At 35.3% G+C, this 19,125-nt stretch carries 16 protein-coding genes; 10 read left to right on the forward strand and 6 right to left on the reverse strand.

Annotation, left to right across the window (positions count from 1 at the left end):
• Nucleotides 1-26: 26 nt before the first annotated feature.
• Nucleotides 27-482, reverse strand: a complete 456-nt coding sequence (locus CBR30_07400) for a lactoylglutathione lyase (protein ID PMQ01179.1) — start codon at nucleotides 480-482, stop codon at nucleotides 27-29.
• An 89-nt stretch (nucleotides 483-571) separates the two neighbouring features.
• On the opposite strand from CBR30_07400, the gene murQ reads away from it, so the two are divergent.
• The gene (gene murQ / locus CBR30_07405; protein ID PMQ01180.1) at nucleotides 572-1,468 is read left to right on the forward strand and encodes an N-acetylmuramic acid 6-phosphate etherase; all 897 of its coding nucleotides are present in this window, start codon (nucleotides 572-574) and stop codon (nucleotides 1,466-1,468) included.
• A 2-nt stretch (nucleotides 1,469-1,470) separates the two neighbouring features.
• Here murQ and CBR30_07410 read toward each other — a convergent pair whose 3' ends face one another.
• Nucleotides 1,471-3,243: a beta-glucuronidase gene (locus CBR30_07410; GenBank protein PMQ01181.1), complete on the reverse strand. Its 1,773-nt coding sequence runs from the start codon at nucleotides 3,241-3,243 to the stop codon at nucleotides 1,471-1,473.
• Nucleotides 3,244-3,261: 18 nt separating this feature from the next.
• Nucleotides 3,262-4,350: a uroporphyrinogen III decarboxylase gene (locus CBR30_07415; GenBank protein PMQ01194.1), complete on the reverse strand. Its 1,089-nt coding sequence runs from the start codon at nucleotides 4,348-4,350 to the stop codon at nucleotides 3,262-3,264.
• Between the two features lie 149 nt (nucleotides 4,351-4,499).
• Between CBR30_07415 and CBR30_07420 the strand changes: the two genes are divergently transcribed.
• On the forward strand, nucleotides 4,500-5,195 hold the full coding sequence (locus CBR30_07420) for a short-chain dehydrogenase (GenBank protein PMQ01182.1): 696 nt from the start codon (nucleotides 4,500-4,502) through the stop codon (nucleotides 5,193-5,195).
• Between the two features lie 18 nt (nucleotides 5,196-5,213).
• Nucleotides 5,214-6,938, forward strand: a complete 1,725-nt coding sequence (locus CBR30_07425; GenBank protein PMQ01183.1) for an N-acetyl-beta-hexosaminidase — start codon at nucleotides 5,214-5,216, stop codon at nucleotides 6,936-6,938.
• Here the strand turns inward: CBR30_07425 and CBR30_07430 are convergent.
• Together CBR30_07430 and CBR30_07435 are read right to left on the reverse strand one after the other, a co-directional pair.
• On the reverse strand, nucleotides 6,924-7,688 hold the full coding sequence (locus CBR30_07430; protein ID PMQ01184.1) for a hypothetical protein: 765 nt from the start codon (nucleotides 7,686-7,688) through the stop codon (nucleotides 6,924-6,926). The genes CBR30_07425 and CBR30_07430 overlap by 15 nt on opposite strands.
• Nucleotides 7,685-9,706 carry a glycosidase gene (locus CBR30_07435; protein ID PMQ01185.1) on the reverse strand — a complete coding sequence of 674 codons (2,022 nt, stop codon included), beginning with the start codon at nucleotides 9,704-9,706 and terminating at the stop codon, nucleotides 7,685-7,687. The genes CBR30_07430 and CBR30_07435 overlap by 4 nt, the downstream gene beginning before the upstream one ends.
• 121 nt (nucleotides 9,707-9,827) lie before the next feature.
• Here CBR30_07435 and CBR30_07440 point away from each other — a divergent pair, with 121 nt between their 5' ends.
• The 7 genes from CBR30_07440 to CBR30_07470 all read left to right on the forward strand — a co-directional run bounded on the left by CBR30_07440 (nucleotide 9,828) and on the right by CBR30_07470 (nucleotide 17,537).
• A complete protein-coding gene (locus CBR30_07440; GenBank protein ID PMQ01195.1) occupies nucleotides 9,828-10,487 on the forward strand; it encodes an endonuclease III in 660 nt (219 codons plus the stop codon).
• A 41-nt stretch (nucleotides 10,488-10,528) separates the two neighbouring features.
• Nucleotides 10,529-11,524, forward strand: coding sequence for a 2-hydroxyglutaryl-CoA dehydratase (locus CBR30_07445; protein ID PMQ01186.1), 996 nt, complete (start codon nucleotides 10,529-10,531; stop codon nucleotides 11,522-11,524).
• Nucleotides 11,521-12,753, forward strand: coding sequence for a 2-hydroxyglutaryl-CoA dehydratase (locus CBR30_07450; protein PMQ01187.1), 1,233 nt, complete (start codon nucleotides 11,521-11,523; stop codon nucleotides 12,751-12,753). The genes CBR30_07445 and CBR30_07450 overlap by 4 nt, the downstream gene beginning before the upstream one ends.
• Nucleotides 12,750-13,526 carry a 2-hydroxyglutaryl-CoA dehydratase gene (locus tag CBR30_07455; GenBank protein PMQ01188.1) on the forward strand — a complete coding sequence of 259 codons (777 nt, stop codon included), beginning with the start codon at nucleotides 12,750-12,752 and terminating at the stop codon, nucleotides 13,524-13,526. The genes CBR30_07450 and CBR30_07455 overlap by 4 nt, the downstream gene beginning before the upstream one ends.
• Before the next feature lie 13 nt (nucleotides 13,527-13,539).
• Nucleotides 13,540-15,168, forward strand: coding sequence for an NAD+ synthase (locus CBR30_07460; protein PMQ01196.1), 1,629 nt, complete (start codon nucleotides 13,540-13,542; stop codon nucleotides 15,166-15,168).
• Between the two features lie 97 nt (nucleotides 15,169-15,265).
• Nucleotides 15,266-16,558: a hypothetical protein gene (locus CBR30_07465; protein ID PMQ01189.1), complete on the forward strand. Its 1,293-nt coding sequence runs from the start codon at nucleotides 15,266-15,268 to the stop codon at nucleotides 16,556-16,558.
• An 85-nt stretch (nucleotides 16,559-16,643) separates the two neighbouring features.
• A complete protein-coding gene (locus CBR30_07470; protein ID PMQ01197.1) occupies nucleotides 16,644-17,537 on the forward strand; it encodes a glycosyl transferase family 2 in 894 nt (297 codons plus the stop codon).
• A 96-nt stretch (nucleotides 17,538-17,633) separates the two neighbouring features.
• Here CBR30_07470 and CBR30_07475 read toward each other — a convergent pair whose 3' ends face one another.
• Nucleotides 17,634-18,737, reverse strand: coding sequence for a hypothetical protein (locus CBR30_07475; GenBank protein PMQ01190.1), 1,104 nt, complete (start codon nucleotides 18,735-18,737; stop codon nucleotides 17,634-17,636).
• Nucleotides 18,738-19,125 lie beyond the last annotated feature (388 nt).

Below are 19,125 nucleotides of genomic sequence, written 5' to 3' on the forward strand. Positions count from 1 at the left end.
TGCCCCTATAAAAAATTATAGGTCTTTCAGTCGTTTTCCAAAAGTTCTATTATAAACTTTAGCTTCTCAAAAGTATCTATGTAGGCGTATCTTCCACCTTCGTACTCTCCTTTTTGTGCCACTTCAAAGCCTAAGTTTTTAAATTGCTCAATTTTTTCCTTCATTCCCTTAATCTGGAAGGCTAAGTGGTGAACTCCCTCCCCATGGGTATCTAAAAATTCTCTCCAAGTAGATGAGTTCTCATCAGGCTCTATCAATTCAATAACCACATTCTTAAAGTTGTTGAAGAATGCAAGTTTTGCCCTTGCCTTTGTGGGACTTCCCTTATACTCGGTTTTTGCCTTCTCATATTCATCTGTAATTATGATCTCTGGCTTTTCCACATTGAAAATTCTTGCAAAATCCTCACAAGCTTTTTCTATATCCCTCACTACAATACCAATTTGTACAACCAAATCGGTCCCTAAAATCTCATTTGCCATACCTATTACCTCCTAATGGAAAATTTTTATTTTAATGATAATATATTTATAGGTATAATAAAACAAAAAATTAAAAAGGGGAATTTAATATGAGTGAAATCTTAACAGAATCTATAAATCCAAATTCAAGAAATATAGATGAAAAAAGTACTGAAGAGATCCTAAGGATAATAAATGAGGAAGATAAAAAAGTCCCCTTAGCTGTTGAGAAAGAGATTCCAAAGATAGCAGAAGTTGTTGATGAGATTGTAAAAAGAATTGAAAAAGGGGGAAGAGTATTTTATGTAGGAGCAGGGACCAGTGGAAGATTAGGAGTGCTTGACGCATCAGAAATTCCTCCCACCTATGGAGCGGATCCTAACCTTTTCCAGGGGATAATAGCAGGAGGAGATTTTGCTTTAAGATTTTCCGTAGAAGGGATAGAGGATGATGAGGAGAGAGGGAGAAGGGATTTAGAGGAAAAGGGCATAAATGAGAAGGATACTGTCATTGGTATAGCTGCAAGCGGTAAAACACCATATGTTCTTTCCGCACTGAAATTTGCAAAGGAGAAAGGTGCTTTTACAGTTGGTATTGTTTGTAATGAGAATACTCCCATGGAAAAGATCTGTGATAAAACTATTAAAGCCTTGGTGGGGCCAGAGGTAATTGCCGGCTCCACAAGAATGAAGGCTGGAACAGCCCAAAAACTTATTCTCAACATGATATCTACAAGCGTTATGATAAAATTAGGAAAAGTTTATGATAATCTCATGGTAGATGTACAGGTATTAAATAAAAAATTAAAAGAAAGAGCAAAAAGGATATTAAATATAACATGTAATTTGGGGGAAAAGGAAGCAGAAGAAATATTAAAAAAGGCAAATAACAATGTAAAATTGGCAATAATAATGGCAAAATCAGGTGTAGACTATAACACCGCCAAAAATCTTTTAGAAAAACACAAAGGTAGAATAAGGGATGTATTAAAAGAGATTGGGGGATAAACCTACTTCCTCCCCCATCTTTCTTTTAAATAATGGGCTACAAGTTTTGGTTGTCTCTGTCTTGTAAATACTCCCTTTCTATTGCCCATAACCCTTCTTACTTCCTGCTTTGTGGCAAAATCCGCAAAATTCCATACATGCTCACCTATAATAAAATCCAATCTATCTAAGACATTATTAAATCTTTTAATCATTTCTAATTGATACTCCTCAGAAAACATCTGGGGAGGGTCTGAATGAAACCCCGCTATGGTATCCGCTCCATACTCCGTTAAAAATACAGGCTTTTTATATCTCTCATACCACTTTTTTAAATCCTTCTCCAACTGAAACTCTATGATCTCTAAATTTCCAGGATCTGTATACCAGGAGTAATACCTATTTACACATATAACATCTACGTATTTTGTTACCTTTGACTCAAAGGGATCCTTTTCATGGGGTGAAAAACAGTCCACAATAGTAACAGGTCTTGTTGGATCCATCTTCTTTGTTTCTTCAATAACCCTTTTGAAGTAGTCCTCCGCTTCTTTTTCAAAAGATGCAGGCTCATTTGCCACACTCCACATTACTACAGAAGGATGATTCTTATCCCTATCAATTAGCTCCCTCATTACCTGAATATGGTATTTTAGTGTTTCCTCACTTATCCTCTCAGGACAGAAAGTCTTTTTGCTTCCCCACAAGTTTAATCCTACTGCTGGTGCCTCATCAATAATCAATATACCAAATTCATCCGCAAGATCCATTATCTCTTCTGCATAAGGGTAGTGGGAAGTTCTAAAGGAATTAGCATTTATCCATTTTAGAAGATAAAAATCCTTTAGGGCAATAACAGGATCATACCCTTTTCCCCTTATATCCGCATCCTCATGCTTTCCAAACCCCTTAAAATAAATAGGTTTACCATTTAACAGGAATTTACTCCCTTTTACCTCAACAGTTCTTATTCCCACCTTCAAAGAGTAGCAATCTTCCAAATTATCATTGAATAATTCCACTTTGAAGTTATAAAGATAGGGGTTTGAAGGCTCCCAAAACTTTGCATCCTCTACTATTAAGGTCCCCCTTTCTCCCTCCATTTCTAAGATTTTTTCCCCTTTATCCCATAAGGATACTAAAATTTTTTCCGCCTTTCCTACTATCTTTACCTCGTAGTTTATGATCCCTTTTCTTTTCTCTATATCCGTTACAACTTTTATATCAGATATATAGTTTTGTGAGAGTGCATAAATATAGACAGGTCTATGAATTCCAGCATAGTTATAGAAATCAAAGTAGTACTCCTGAAATTTGTAATGGGGAGGATGGAAGGGATCATTAAGCTCAACCAACTCTCCAGGAGGAAGAAGAGTCCAATCCAGTATATTACTAACTGCAATAGTAACTCTATTTTCTCCTGAAAAGGAAACAAGGGAAGTTATTTCTCCCTCAAAGGGCAAAAATCCGCCTTTATGCTCAAAAGCCTTTCTTCCATTGATCCAAACAATAGCACTATGAGTAGCACTTCCAATCCTCAGAAAAATCCTCTTACCCTTCCAATGCTCCGGTATATAAAACTCCCTTTCATACCACACATACCCAATATGATCCCTAATTGATGGATCTTGGGTTATATCGTTGTAGCTTGATGGAACTGGCATAGGGATTGCATCTTCTAATGGTTTCTCATACCATCTCTCCTCTATCCCTCTATTACTCTTATCAATCTTAAATCTCCAAATACCAGATAAATTTTTCAACTCTCTCTTTTCATTCTCCTTAGGGTATAGCATAAGGTTTCCCTCCTATAATTAAAGTCTACAGAATTTATCTACTGCCCACATATAAAGCTTAATATTTTCCAAAGGAGTTCCTGAAGCTACACTGCCCGCAGTACACTCTACAAAATTTCCATCCCCTCCTAAACACTCCATATCCCTTTTTACAATACTAATAATCTCCTCATAGGTACCATTTCTTAATGTAAAGGGAGGCATCTGTCCATAAATCTTAGCCTTTGGCATTGCGGTTCTAATCTCCTTAGGATGAATCTCAGGTCCAAAGTTCACCTCATTTATTCCTAAGTCATTTAATATGCCCATTAAGTGTTTCATATTACTATCGGAGTGCTGATATCTTAAGTGATGAGGAAGAGGAGCAAACTCCTTGAATATCCTTTCTAAAAAGGGAGCACAAAACTTCAAATATTTCTTTGGAGGAAACAAAAAACAATTATCATCCATAATAGAAAAACCATACTCCTGGTTTTTTGTTGCCTTTCTCAATACTCTGCAGTACTCAATCAATTTTTCACATAAAACATTGTAAAATTCTAAGAGCAATTCCTCCTCTTCCATCATAAAAATGCATAAGTTTTCTGTTCCTAAAATGCTCGTAGCTAAAGTAGCAGGACCTCTACTTGAGCTTCCCAGTTTAATCTTTTTCCCTGTCTCCTTCTCATAAAGTTCCTTTTTCTCATAAAAATCCTCTGGAAGAGCACATTCTTCCATATTAACCTTTTCCATTTTCTTTATCAATTCTTTCACATCATCAATATCTCTAACTTCGGAAACAAGCCAAGGAGTCCCTCCCTCTGTTAACACATACTTTGCTCCCATTAGTACCTCAAAACGGTTGGGAGATGGAGGTTCTACAGGATCTTCTGGATAAAATTTTCTGCCCAATGCTTTTTCCAAAATTTGATTTGCCCTTTTATGGCAATCCAATCTATAGTTATAGTCAGTATAATATCTTATCGTGGATTCAATATCTATTAATTCAAAAAGGAAATGGTCATCAAGCCAATAAAAAATAGGAATCCTGGTTTTATTTTGAAAATTCCTTAAACAGTAATCGTTTTCTTCCCAAAACTCTTTTAGGTCAAAATTTTCAAGATCTATTTTCATAGGATTAATGATAACATATAAGAAATTTTGGTGTAAAGAGAAGAACTTTCCATTAGTAAATTAACTTTTTTGTTCATAAAAATCTTTTCCATTGATATAATATAAAAAGATAGTTTTTAAAACAAACAAAAGGAGGATTTGTTATGTACAATGTGCTTATCACAGGTGCCTCAAAGGGTTTAGGTTTTTCCCTCACAAGGATATATCTTGAAAGAGGTCATAAAGTTATTGCCACTTATAGACAGAATTTAGAGTATTTAGAGGAGATAAAGGATAAATATGAGAATCTGATATTGTATCCCATGGATGTAGCCTCTGAGGAGTCTGTGAGAACCGCCTATAATTTTATAAGCAGTAAAGTGCCTGCCATAGATATACTCATAAACAATGCAGCGATATATATTGAGGATAGAACAAGGACCATAGAAAATATAGATATTGATAGAGTGGTTTGGACTCTTAATGTAAATGCAGTGGGACCTCTTAGAGTACTAAAGTATTTCTATCCTTTAGTGGAAAAGGGGAATAAAAAGCTCATAATAAATGTATCATCTGAGGCAGGAAGTATAGGAAACTGCTGGAGAGATAGGGAGTATGGATACTGCATGTCAAAATCCGCTCTGAATATGGCATCCGCCATATTACAAAATTATGGAAAGGAGAAAAACATTAAGGTCCTTGTAATACATCCAGGATGGATGAGAACCGATATGGGTGGAAAAGATGCAGATATCTCACCCGATGAGGCAGGGGAAGGCATATATTCTTTGTCTATGAAGGATTGGAAGATCGATAAAGATATTTATATGGATTACAAAGGAAATAAAATGCCCTGGTAAAAAAGGGAGGTATTTTTTATGAGTGAAAGAATTTACATTGTTCCTGAGCCAAAAAGGATGAGTTTTTCTGGAAGATGGTTTCCCTTTGATGGCTTTGAAAATTTACCAGATTTTATCTCAAGGGAGTTTAATATTCCAAAAGGAAGCTGGAGAATTGAAAAGATTGATAGAGAAGGGATAGGAGTAGAAATAAAGGAAAAAATTGTGAATATATGGGGAAACGAACATATTTGCTATGCTACTCTCATTCAAATCCTAATGCAAAAAAAGAATATAATGCCTGAGGTAGAGATTGAGGAGGAATTTTCATTCTCCTTTAGAGGATACCACTTGGATATTGCAAGAGGAGGAGTACCAAAGGTAGAAACCCTAAAGAACTTACTAAAATGGCTCTTTTTATTAAAATATAACTATTTTGCGATATACTTTGAAGATCTTTTCCCATGGAGAAAATATCCACAAATTGGAAGATTAAGAGGAAGAATGACGGAAGAAGAGCTAAAAGAGGTCATATATTTTGGGAAAAATCTTGGGATAGAGGTTTTTCCATCCTTGGAGCTTTGTGGACATATGGAGCATATCTTATCTCTTCCCGACTTTAGGACCTTTAGTGAGTGGCATAGACCCCAAGAGGGATGTCTAAACGTTTCCAATGAATCAGCAAGATCCTTTGCCTATGACCTATTGAAAGAAGTTTTAGATTTCTTCCCATCAAAGTACATATTAATAGGGGGAGATGAAACCTGGGCTTTGGGAAGAGGAAGGAGCCTGGATAAAAAAGGTATTTTTGAGGGACCATCCCTTTATGAGATGCATCATAGAAACATGGTAAATATTGTGAAGGAGAAAAATAAGGAGCCCATCCTATGGGGAGATATGCTTACAGGTATGTATCTCACAGAAGAGGAGAGAGAAAGATGGAAGGTGGCTTTAGAGAGCGAAATATGGGATGAGGTGATAATCGCCAATTGGGACTATAGTGCTAACTCCATAGAGCATTTTAGAAATAAGATAAATCTATTTGGGAAAAGAAAGGCAAAGGAGCTTGCATGTCCAGGGCTTGCCAACTGGAATAGGTATTATCCAAACTTTGATATGGCACTAACAAACTTGAAAAACTTCTTGCTCCCTGCAAAGGAGGAAAAACTGCCAGGTTTTCTGGTTACTGCCTGGGGAGATGATGGGGAGGAGTGTTTATTCTCCTTCTTAGACCCTCTAATTCTTGCCAGCATGGAAATAGCGGAAGGGGATGGAAACTGGGAGGATAAATGGGTTGCCCTTACAGGTGAAGAGAAAGAAGTTTTAGATTTAAGAAAGGATTTTGGAAATACTATAATCTCAGAAACTTTAAAGCATGTTCTCTTTAAGGATTTTACCTATAGGTATTACACAGAAATAGTGGCAAGTAAAGCATCTGAGAGGAAGAAAACAGGGGACTTTTGGATGGACTATTACATGAGCTTACTTGATAACTTAGCTAATAAGGAAAAATTAATAGAAATTTATGAAAAGGTGTATGAAAAGGCAAACAAACCCAATCTTCCTGAGGATCTATCCTTAATAAGGGATCTAATTGGGATAGGTATTAATAGATTAAAGAATAAAAATAATTCAGCGGAGTTTATTGCAGTCTCCTATAAGTATAAAAAGCTATGGCTTTCTGAAAGGAAAGAAGAGGGCTTAGAAAATATTATTACAAGGTTTTGGGGCTCTGCAGGAAGGGCGGACTTAGAGATCATCTAAAGTAATCTTCTTATCAATTATTTTATCGTTAACCTCTATAAGGATAAAGTGAGGATTTCCAGCCTCATAAATGGAGGTGTGGGGGATACTTCCCCCACTCCCCGATATTATGTATGTTACATTTCCAACCCTTTTCCTAAAATATAGATGAATATGTCCTGAGAATACATATTTTACTTTCTCTCTCTCAAAAAGATCCATGAGAATTTTTGTCTCTTTTAAATCGTGTCCTAAATAGGGATAAAATCTTCTGAAAAACTCCAATATAGGTGGAAGGACAAGTGGTCTATGCATAAAAACAAACTTAACTTTATCCCCCGAAGAACTTAAAACCTCCTTTAGCCAATTTATCTGCTCCTCTCCCAATCTTCCCAAAGCATTATTAAGGATGATGAATCTTGCATTCTCAAAGTCAAAATAATAATATAAAGGTCTTCCTGTAAAATCCTTGAAATTTTTACCACCATCCTTTGATATATCATTATTCCCAGGCACAAAATATATAGGGATTGGAGAAGAGGAGAATTGTTTCTTAACTAATTCAAGTTCATTTCCTTCCCAGCTATTTATAAAATCTCCTAAGTGAATTATAAAATTAGCGGATGTGCTATATATTTTATTTAGAAGAAGAGCTGTTATGCTTGGTATTCCATCATAACCCTCACTATCCCCTATAACCGCAAACTCAAAGGCATAGGAGTAGGAAGTAAAAATCAAGCAAAATATAAAGATAATTAGAATAAATTTCATAGCTCCTTAGGAACTAAATCTCCAATCCTTCCTTCTGCAAGAGCCATTACCTCATCCGCTCCACCGTAATAAACAAGGATCTCATCATTCTCATCCAATATTTCTGTAGAGTCTTTGTACTTTGGTACAACCCCACAGGTAAAGACTACTTCAGGCACCCATCCCTCTACCTCATAATATTCCTCAGGCTCTAAGATGGGATATGGAGAGCGATATATTACCTTTTCTGGATTTTCCAAAGAGGTAATCACTATACCTAAGGCATATGCCTTTTTCCCTTTCCATCTTCCTACCCCATGATAGATATGTAGCCATCCAAACTTAGTCTTTAGAGGGGGTGCTCCTGCCCCTATTTTCTCGCTATCCCAGTAGTTTGGACGTGGCATTAAAAAGGTTCTTCCCACAGTTGCTCCTTTATATGGGATCTCGTGGGTAAATAAGATCTGCATATCAGGAGGAATCCTATGGATCAAAGCTACCTTCTGATGGTATAGTTCTGGGAAAAGATTTATAAAGTTTCCTTTATACTCCTTCTCTCCCAATTTTATATCATCTTTTCTCTCCTCAACGGGGAATAATACTGCATCCTTATCATCAAGCCCCTTAAAAATAGGACCATTTCTCTCCCAAACCCTTTTCCACTCCTCATAGGATTTGAATTCCTTTACACCCCTTAAAAAGTCATCTATATGGATCTTTGTTAGAGAAAGCTGAATTAAATCTCCATAGGATGTATAAGTCATATATAGATAGTTGTTTATTAGGTAGATTCTTGGGTCCTCTGTTCCTCCAAGCTCCCTTAACATGCCTAAGTGCTTCAACTGCCAATCCTTTCTTTTCTGCAATCTCTTAGGAGACTCATACTCTTCTTCTGGTCCAAAAATTGGGAAAGGAAGTCTTCCATCCTCCTTGTATCCATCTCTACTCCACCAAAGCCCAATTCTTGAGAAACCGTCCTCTCCCAATGCCCTGTAAAAAATATAGGTAACTCCGTTTAATCTAATGGCTCCTGCATTGTAAACTAATCTCTCCCAATGAATCTTTTCTCCCTTTACATCAATGGTCAAGTCGTATCTCGCCTTAAACAAGGGATTACCAGTAAAGCGCTTTAATTTTCCTCCTCGAGGATAACTCTTTGGATTTAGAATCTCATCAAAGATGTATAAAAACTGACTTCCTACCCTCTCTGGTGAATGTCCATAGGCAATACCTTGATAATACTTTAATATATCCTCTCTTTCTTCCCCATTTCTCAATAACTCTTTGACCTTATCTACTATGTTATCCTCATTATATCTTAGACTTTCAAGATACTCATATTTTAACCTGCCTACATCTCTTACAAGAACTACCGCTCCTCCTGTAATTACCTGATAAAAAAGTACAGGATATTCCTCCTCCTTCTGATACAAAATTACCAGTTTTGCAGATTGAGTATACTTAACAATATCCTTCCAAGAGTTAACAACCCTAAAATCTATTTCAATATCCTTAAATTCCTCTCTTAACTTATTCTCCTCCTCCAAAGAAAAGCAAATCCCCAATAAATATATGGATGGGTCCTCCTTCAAGATCTTTATTTTACCTTTTAACGGAGAATAATCACCTAAAAGAATAATAATATTTTTATCCTGGGGAAGATTAAGCTCCCTTACTATCTCCTCCTTAGAATACTCTTCTACACTATAATAGGGAATTTCTACTTTATAAGTTCTTTTATCCTCCGATGGAACAAAGGATATTATGGCGGACCAAATAGATGAATAAAGGGCACTATACTCTTCTCCCCAAGGATTTAGGAGAATCTTTTTTGAACTAAATTTTTCTAATTCTTTTAGAATATTATCCCAATCTAAATCTTTCTTCCCCAAAACCAAAAAAATACTGTATCCTTCTTCCCCCTTATAATCGAAAGAGACCTTAACTTTATACCCCTCTTTTTCCCACCAATCTAATATAGGTACCAGGTAATCTTCCTTACCTAAGACTAAAATTCCGCTCCCCTTCTCCATAAACACTCCTCCAAAATTACATTTTTTACTAACCCACTAAATTATATGAAATGGCATAAATAAATCAAGGGGAAAATCTATGTCTTTTTATTGTCTACAATTCTTAAATGAAATAGAATATAGATCTATGAAGGGTGCATTGGATTTTGACTATGTTATTCCAAAAATTGAAGAAGAGGTATCCAAATTTACTGATCCTGTAATTACAAGGGTAAGAAAAAAGGATAAGGATCCTTTTAAGATCCTTATTGGAACCATCTTAAGCTTAAGAACAAAGGACAAAACTACCGAGGAGGCAGTTGAAAGACTTTTTAATGTAGTAAAAGGACCTGAGGATCTTCTGAATCTACCCACAGATGTTATTGAAAAACTCATATATCCTGTAGGTTTTTATAAAAGGAAGGCAATTTTAATTAAGGAGATTGCAAAAACAATAATAGAAAATTATGGAGGGATGGTACCGAGAAGCATTGATGAGCTTATTAAGATAAAAGGGGTAGGGAGAAAAACTGCAAACTTGGTAATCACAGAAGCCTTTGATGATTATGGAATATGTGTGGACACCCATGTGCATAGGATTTCAAATAGAATTGGCTGGGTTAGGACAAAAACTCCTGAAAAAACAGAGCTGGAGCTAAGAAAGGTCCTTCCCAAAAAATATTGGAAAAAGATTAATCCAATTCTTGTTTCTTTTGGGCAAAATATATGCAAGCCTATAAGTCCCCTTTGCTCCTCATGCCCCATTAACGACATATGTCCTAAAATTGGCGTAAAAAATCATAGGTAAAAAACTTTTCTTTATAAATAAGATTTTGTATAATTTTTGCTATGATGGGGGAAATAAAAGAGCTTTATAATGAAAGTAAAATAGAAAATATAAATTCAAGCTCATCAGTCTTTTATTTTTGTGCCTATGTGCCCCAGGAGCTTATCCATTCTGCAGGATACAATCCTTTCCGTTTTATACCAACTCCCACATACTTTGAAAGGACCGATGAGTACCTACCAAAATATCTATGCCCATACCTCAGAGCTACAACCGAAGAAATATTAAGAAGAGAGATAAAAATTCCAAGAGCAATATTTACCGATGCCTGTGACTCCTCTAAGAGGATATATGAGGTATGGAAATTCCTAAATATGGCGGAAGAGATCTTTTTCCTTCAAGTGCCCTTTGGAGAAGAAGAGGAAGACATTTTATATTTCTCAGAACAACTGAAAAGACTATTTTTTAGCCTTAATGAGAATGGAAAGATCGAGGATATAGAAAGATCAATAGACCTTTATAATTTAGGGAGGAAGAAAGCCCAAAATATGCCCTTTTCCCACATATTATTTCACTCCATGAATATCAATGATTTTTTAAATATATCTTGGGAATGGAAAGAAAATAAGCCTAAGTTTTATCTTTACTCCACCATGTATCCCTTAGAGCTTATTGAATATATTCATGATATGGATATAAACATAGTTTTTGACGATTCATGCTTTGGAATTAGAACATTGGAAGAGATTAAGCCAGTATCTAAAGATCCCTTCTATAATCTTGCCTATTATTACATGAAAAGAGAAGGATGCGTAAGAAGGAGAAATCTAAAGGATAAGGTCTCTCAGATTAAGGAGAGAATATTAAAAGAAAAAGTTAAAGGCGTTATATTTTACTCATTAAAATTCTGTGATCCCATCCTTTTCTATATACCTCTATTAGTGAGAGAACTAAAAAAAGAAGGAATTCCTACCCTTTTATTGGAGGATGACTATACCTTAGGGATAAAAGAGCAGATTAGAACGAGATTAGAAGCTTTTCTGGAGATGGTATTATGAATATAGAAGTCTTAGACCATGTGAATACTATTAGAAAGGCACTAAAAATCCCTATAGTTTATCCTATTGCCAGTCTTGTATTGAAGACAAAATATAGAAAGGATAAAGTAACAAGAATATCCTATGAGTATGCCTTAGACCTGGTTAGGCACAACTACCAGGGAAGAAAAAAGGTTGTCATGACAAATATACTAATGCCTTCTGAAATCCTTTTTGCATTAGACCTTTTTCCAGTCTTTCCTGAGGTTGCATCAGGATTTACATCCGCCTTAGGGTGGGCAGAAAAAACCCTTTTTGATAGCGAAGAGATCCTTTATTCAAAGGACCTTTGTAGCGTACATAGAAATATTATAGGGCTAATAAAGGACAATATACTTCCCATTCCAGATTACATGGTTACCACTTCTCATCCTTGCCATTCCGCTCTCCACTCCTTCTTTATTGTCTCTCAAATCTTTGGAAGCGAATATTTTCCCATAGATTTACCTCTAAAGGATAACAATTTTCTCCAATATACTGCCAAAAAGCTCGAAAATCTATTCTTCAATCTATCTAAAAAGCTTGCCATTAAAGATCCATTAAAGGGACTTAAAAAAGCAGTAAGATACTCTAACATTGCAAGAGATTATCTGATAGAGATAAATGAGCTGAGAAAGGAATATGTTGTTATAGATGGAAAGAATTTTTTAGATTATGCTGGAATGATCTTTTCAACCTTTGGATCCCTTTGGGGGGTTAGATTTTTTAAGGCATTAAGGGACGAAATATTAGATAGAATCAAGAAGAAGAAATTCTTAGATTGTAAGATAAGGGTTTATTGGCTCCATTTAGGACCATATTTTAAAACGGACTTTTTTGATTTTTTGAATAAAAAATCTTGTTGTATTGTTTTTGAAGAGAGCAGTAATGTTTATTGGGAAAAGTTAGATGAGGATGAGCCCTTTATATCCCTTGCAAAGAAGATCATTAATGCAAGAATATTTTCAGATGTGGAAGATAGGTTCAAGCTGGCATTGGAAGGAGTAAGAAATTACAAGGCGGATGGTGTAATAATCTTTAATCATTGGGGATGCAGGCAAGGCTCAGGCAACTCCTATATCTTGAGAAAAAAACTTATAGAAAATGGCATTCCAGCATTAGTTATTGATGGAGATCTAATAGATCCTACTAATTTTCCTGTTGAGCAGGCAAAAACAAGATTAGAAGCCTTTTTGGAGGTGCTATCATGAGCTACTACTTAGGTGTAGATATAGGTTCTGTTACTACAAAGGTTGTTTTAATATCCGATAAGAGAGAAATCAAGGGGTATAGGATTGGAAAAACAGGGATTGATGGGAATAAGAGTGCCAAAGACCTAATAATGGAGCTATTAAAAGATTTAAATATAGAGCTTGGTGATGTTAAAAAGATATCTGCTACAGGTTATGGAAGGGTAAGGGTTGACTTTACAGACTTCACAAAAACAGAGATCTCCTGCCATGCAAAGGGGGTAAACTTTCTTTTCCCATCCGCAAGAACCATAATTGATATTGGTGGACAGGATAGTAAAGCAATAAAGGTGGGGAAAAATGGAGCAGTATTAGATTTTGTTATGAATGATAAGTGTGCTGCAGGTACCGGAAGATTTTTGGAGGTAATGGCAAAGGTTTTGGAAGAAGATTTAGAAAATTTTGGTAGAATTCATATGCAAGAAAAGGAAGTCATTGAAATTACAAATATATGTACTGTTTTCGCAGAATCGGAAATAATAACCCTTTTATCCCAAGGTAAAAATAAAAATAGTATAATAAAGGGATTAAACTATTCTATTGCAAAGAGGGCGGTCTCCTTAGTAAAGAGGATAGGAGCAGAAAAAGACGTGGTTATGACAGGAGGAGTAGCCAAAAATCAAGGAGTTAAAATGGCTATAGAGGACCTATTGGGATTTAATATTCTTCTTCCTGAGGATCCACAAATTATGGGAGCATTAGGAGCAAGCATTTTTGCTTTGGAAGGAGCTTAAAAAGGAGGTAAAAATGTTAAGAATTGCAATTTCGCAGATTAATCCAATCATTGGAGACTTAAGAGGAAATACAGAAAAAATATTAAAATATATTGAGAAGGCAAAGAAAGAAAATTGTGACCTTATTATATTTCCTGAGCTTTCCCTAATAGGTTATCCTCCAAGGGATATACTTTTGAGAAAAGATTTAGCTAAAAAGATTAAAGAGACTATAGAGGAAAAGATCATTCCTCAAAGCAAAGATATAGGTATTTTATTAGGAACTCCCTTCTATGATGACGATAAAATATATAATTCCGCCATCCTTCTTTACAAAAATAAGCTATTAGGCTACCAGCACAAAACACTACTTCCAAGTTGTGATGTCTTTGATGAAACAAGGTATTTTAAACCTGCAAAACATAGGCACCCAATAATGTTTAAACTCGCCAATTTGGGAGTTACCATATGTGAGGATATCTGGAATGATAAGGATTTTTGGAATAGAACCATCTATGAGATAGATCCTGTAGAAGAACTTGTATCTCAAGGGGCGGAGATTATAATAAACATATCCGCATCCCCATACCACTATGGAAAGATAGAATTAAGATCCAACATGCTTATACATTTAGCTAAGAAATATAATAGATATATAGTTTATGTGAACCAGGTTGGTGGAAATGATGAGCTAATCTTTGATGGCTTTAGCCTTGTAATCTCTCCAGAAGGGAGAATAGTTTGGAGCGGAAAAAGGTTTGAGGAAGATTTTGGCGTAGTAGATCTCAAGGAAGAAAACTTATCAAAATATGTAGGGATAAAGGAAAGTATTGAAGATATTTATAATGCCTTAATTCTTGGAATAAGAGATTACTTCTATAAATTGGGATTTAAAAAGGCAGTGATTGGACTAAGTGGAGGAATAGATTCATCGGTGGTAGCTTGTCTTGCCACTTATGCCTTGGGAAGAGAAAATGTGCTTGGGGTATCTATGCCCTCCATCTACTCTTCAGAAGGAAGTGTAAAGGATGCAAAAATGCTTGCCCAAAATCTGGGTATAGAATTTAGAATTATCCCTATAATAGATATATTCAAGTCCTATTTAAAAATATTAAATCCTGACGGAAATCCTCTTATTGATCTTGCAGAGGAGAATCTTCAGGCAAGAATAAGAGGTAATATCTTAATGTTCATATCCAATAGAGAAGGTTACTTGGTTTTAACTACAGGGAATAAGTCGGAGCTTGCCACAGGCTACTGTACCCTTTATGGGGATATGGCTGGAAGCCTTGCAGTTATTGGAGACGTACCTAAGATGATGGTCTACGAATTAGCCTATTTTATAAATAGAGAGAAAGAGATCATTCCTAAATCTGTTATTGAAAAGGTGCCATCTGCAGAACTAAGACCAAATCAAAAGGATGAAGACTCTCTCCCTCCCTATCCTATCTTAGATAAAATTATCAAAGCTTACATAGAGGATAACCTTTCCATTGATGAAATTGAAGATCTTGGATTTGATAAAAACTTCATAGAATCAATAATTAGAAGGATAGACAATTCCGAATACAAAAGAAGACAGGCACCTCCTGTTTTAAAAGTAACTACAAAAGCCTTTGGAACTGGTAGAAGAATGCCTATAGTTTGGAAAAAAGGCTGGTAAACGTGATAAAGATCACAGTTTAAGTGTGATTTATATCACATACAAAGCAAAAAATAATGTTATACTGAAGGTATCAAATTTAAGGAGGTGTCCTCAAATGAAAAAGCTCCTATTAGCTACCATAATAGGCATCGCTTTGCTTTTCACCATTGGTTTTGCTCAAACTTACACTAGAACTATGGAAGAAACATACACTCTGGATCTTTTCAGTTTTATTCCCTGGATGAGTGGAGGTAGTGCAAGAATTATAGCTATGGGTGGTGCAGGAACTGCCTTAGCAAATGATGCATCCTCAGTAGAATACAACCCTGCAGGCTTAGCATACGTGAAAAACTTTAATCTAAGTGTATTAGCATTGGGAGAAGTAAACAAAGAAGTTACAGGATATGATGAGAGTGGGAATCCTAAGTATGAGTACAAATTTAACTTTGTACCTCTATACGCCGCTGTTGCCATATCCAACCTTGGCGCTGCATACAAAAAGCCATTTATACCACCTATAACAGTTCAAAGATTTGATGGAGGATATTGGACAAGCCGTGCCCCAGATGGATGGGAAATGAAGTTTGACTTTTACTCTGATGTAACAGATACTTCAAAACTAAACACTATATCTGCAGGATTAGGACAAAAACTTGGACCTATTGCTCTTGGTGCAAACCTTACCTATATAAGTGGAGAAGTGTCAAGAAAGGTTGATGGAATTTATTTTAGAAGTGACTCTTTTCATGGAGTAAGTGAAGATTTTAATTCCCCACCACCAGGTTCTGACTCCCAATTCCATTCCTATGACTGGGCAAAGATCGACGGATATACGTTAGATGTAGGAGCAATATTAGAGCTTGCCCTAATAAAAATTGGGGCAGTTTATAAAAATGCATATAGCAGTGTCAACTATACAAGAGATTATATGTGGCACGATGACTTTGTATGGGGTAATTGGGATGCCTGGTGGACCTATGATCCAGCACCTGAAACCTACTCAAATATTAAGCTTCCATCCTTCTTTAATGTAGGTGCAGGATTAGATTTAGGAGCCATTAAGGTAGCATTAGACTTAGAAAACTTTGATGTAACAAATAATTTTAGCGAAGAAAATTGGAATAAGCCTGAAAATTGGAGATATGGAACATTACATGCAGGAGTAGAATTTTGGGTTCTTCCCATCTTAGCATTAAGAGCAGGTGCCTACGGAAATATCCGCTTAGAGGAGCTCGATCCAACAAAGTCTGCAGAGCTTGCAGTAAGAGGATTAACCTATTCTGTAGGAGCTGGTGTTAACCTTCTTGGTTTATCTGTGGATGTAGCAGTCCTTGGAGAGCAAATCCAAAACATATCCCCTGATCTATCCCACTTAAAATTCATAGCTTCTGGATCCGCAAAGTTTTAAACTGGTGACGCGTGACGGGTGAGGGGTGACAAGGGAGCAGGGAGAAAATCCTTGCTCCCATTTTTTTGTCTGATATAATATGGGCATGGAGATAAGCGTTATTATACCTACATATAATAGAAGAAAAATTTTGGAAATAATACTTCCTCAGATTTTAGAGCAAGATTTTTCTCAGCCCTATGAGGTAATTGTTTCCGATGATGGGTCTTCTGATGGAACAAAGGATTTAATAGAAGAATATTCAAAGAAACACAAAAATTTAAAATATATTTATTCTTCTGAGAGAAGGGGACCTGCCCACACAAGAAATTTAGCCCTTGAAATCTCAAAAGGAAAATTAATAGTCTTTATCGATAGTGATATCTATGTAAAAAGGGATTTTCTTAAAAATCACTATGAAATACAAAAAGAAAACAATTTTAAAGTATTAGTACAGGGACCGGTAGTAAACACATATAATTTTGAAAGCCCATGGAAAGAAAAATATAAATTAAGAGATATGTCTACTGCCTATTTTGCATCTGGTAATGCCAGTATATCGAGGGAGATCCTTCTCAAAGCAGGATTTTTTGACGAAAACTTTTCCTTCTACGGCTGGGAAGATCTGGAGCTTGGTATAAGGTTAAAAAAATTGGGAGTAAAATTGGTAAAATCTGATAAGGTTTTAGTTTGGCATTTACAGGTGCCTCCTGATTTTCATAATCTATCTTATCTTTTAAATAAAGAGAGGGAAAGAGCAAGATCCGCCATCTATTTTTACAAAAAGCATCCCACCCCTGAGGTAAAAATGATGATACAGCTTGGAAAAGTTTATGAGATTGGAAATTTCATACAAAGACTTTTTGGATTAATAAATGAGAAAAACATTGAGAAGTGGTGGAATTGGGCAGAAAAAAGAGGATATTACACCCTCTCTCAGATCCTTCTCTCAGGCGTATTAAACAAAGTCTATTTAGAAGAGTTAAGGAGATTGATATAGCAAATCTTTGTCTTTTCTACCATCTTATCTCAGGTACCTTCTGAGACAAAGTCTATAAAATATCCATACTTAAAGTAAGGAAGAAGATAAAGAACCTTAGGTTTCATAATACTTATTAAATATTGCACCTAACAAAAAGAAGAAAATTCCAAAGTGTAGAGACCACATAGTTCCATCAAAGAGTTGATGCACCATATAGGCAGTAAATCCTCCAATTAATGAAAGAAGAGTTAAATCTTTACTTCTAATATAGCCTTTTATTCCCTTCCAGAAAAAGCTCAAAGTTAAAAAAGAAAAAGTAAAAAATCCTAATATTCCTGTCTCTGCAAGAAGATTAAGGGGAAGATTATGGGCAAAAGAATGGTTTTGTTCATAAGCCTGAGGAAGCTTATAACGAGGATATTCCAAGCTAAAACATCCAAAGCCAACTCCTGTTATTGGATAGTCAAGAAACATATGCCATGATGCCTTCCAAATATATATCCTCTCTGTTTTGGAAGAAGAGTTAAGATCAAGCCTTGTAAGAAAAAAAGAAAAAAGATTATCTTTAACTAATAAAGAGCGTCCTATAAATAATCCAAGGAGCAAAACCCCTATCATTCCAATAGTTTTAATTTGCCTTCTTATTCTCTTTTCTCCCAAAATAAAAAGAACTATTTCCCCTATTAAAAGACCAATAATGGCTCCCTGGGACATTGTAAGAATAAGTCCAGAAAGAATTATAAAAGTAGATAGAAAATATAGCAGTTTTTCCTTTGAAGTAATGATCTTTATTTGGGATATAGGCAAGGTCATAGCAAGTAAAGTCCCTAAACCATTTTTACGAATAAAATAAGTTTCTGCATAAACTCCTTTGTAAAAATAAATATTTATTCCTGCAAAAGCTAAGATCATAGCTCCTAATATCCAATAATCTAATAAGCTATCCAAAACATCTTTTGAAAAATCCTCCTCTCTAAAAAATAGATAAACTATATAAAGAAGAAATAATAGAAAGAAATTACCTAAGGAAAAGGTTCTATGGGGAGAGAAAATTGAGGAGATAAAAAAGGCAGTTACAAAAGATAGAGAAATCAAATGCCTTTTTATTTTTATTTTCTTAAAAAAAGAAAATCTATAGAAGAAGTATAATAAAAAAGCTAAACTTCCTCCACCTATTCCCAAAAGAAAACCAAATAACTTAAATACCTCTAATTCCATATATTTATTCTACTAAAATTAGATCATCTTCTCAACATACTAGTTGAGCCTGATCTGTAATCACTTTTAATCACCTCCAATCATAAGCACAATTCTTCCTTTCTTGCTTATCTTTAACTTCAATCTTAATATCTCAATTATTCTTAAGGCAAAATTTACAAAGCTTATTATTCCTCTCTTTAATTCCTCCTTTAATAACTTTATTCTATGCTCTCCTTTGGCAAACTTGTTACATATGCGTAAAAATCTTCCTTCCCATTTATCACTTCATATCCTCTTATGTATACATTTGCTTCTATCCCATGAATTAGAACTCCTTCATAAATCCCTTTTGGCAACATGGTTATTGGCTTCTCATTTACATAGACATTCTTCTTTAACCTGATAA

Origin of the sequence: Dictyoglomus sp. NZ13-RE01, from assembly GCA_002878375.1 — a bacterium.
In the GTDB taxonomy this organism is placed as follows: Bacteria; Dictyoglomota; Dictyoglomia; order Dictyoglomales; family Dictyoglomaceae; genus NZ13-RE01.

Coding starts and splice junctions, on each gene's coding strand:
- CBR30_07410 (PMQ01181.1), bottom strand. CDS start 3,243: ATGCTATACCCTAAGGAGAATGAAAAGAGAGAGTTGAAAAATTTATCT.
- CBR30_07470 (PMQ01197.1), top strand. CDS start 16,644: ATGGAGATAAGCGTTATTATACCTACATATAATAGAAGAAAAATTTTG.
- CBR30_07475 (PMQ01190.1), bottom strand. CDS start 18,737: ATGGAATTAGAGGTATTTAAGTTATTTGGTTTTCTTTTGGGAATAGGT.
- CBR30_07460 (PMQ01196.1), top strand. CDS start 13,540: ATGTTAAGAATTGCAATTTCGCAGATTAATCCAATCATTGGAGACTTA.
- CBR30_07425 (PMQ01183.1), top strand. CDS start 5,214: ATGAGTGAAAGAATTTACATTGTTCCTGAGCCAAAAAGGATGAGTTTT.
- CBR30_07465 (PMQ01189.1), top strand. CDS start 15,266: ATGAAAAAGCTCCTATTAGCTACCATAATAGGCATCGCTTTGCTTTTC.
- CBR30_07430 (PMQ01184.1), bottom strand. CDS start 7,688: ATGAAATTTATTCTAATTATCTTTATATTTTGCTTGATTTTTACTTCC.
- CBR30_07450 (PMQ01187.1), top strand. CDS start 11,521: ATGAATATAGAAGTCTTAGACCATGTGAATACTATTAGAAAGGCACTA.
- CBR30_07400 (PMQ01179.1), bottom strand. CDS start 482: ATGGCAAATGAGATTTTAGGGACCGATTTGGTTGTACAAATTGGTATT.
- murQ (PMQ01180.1), top strand. CDS start 572: ATGAGTGAAATCTTAACAGAATCTATAAATCCAAATTCAAGAAATATA.
- CBR30_07440 (PMQ01195.1), top strand. CDS start 9,828: ATGAAGGGTGCATTGGATTTTGACTATGTTATTCCAAAAATTGAAGAA.
- CBR30_07420 (PMQ01182.1), top strand. CDS start 4,500: ATGTACAATGTGCTTATCACAGGTGCCTCAAAGGGTTTAGGTTTTTCC.
- CBR30_07455 (PMQ01188.1), top strand. CDS start 12,750: ATGAGCTACTACTTAGGTGTAGATATAGGTTCTGTTACTACAAAGGTT.
- CBR30_07445 (PMQ01186.1), top strand. CDS start 10,529: ATGATGGGGGAAATAAAAGAGCTTTATAATGAAAGTAAAATAGAAAAT.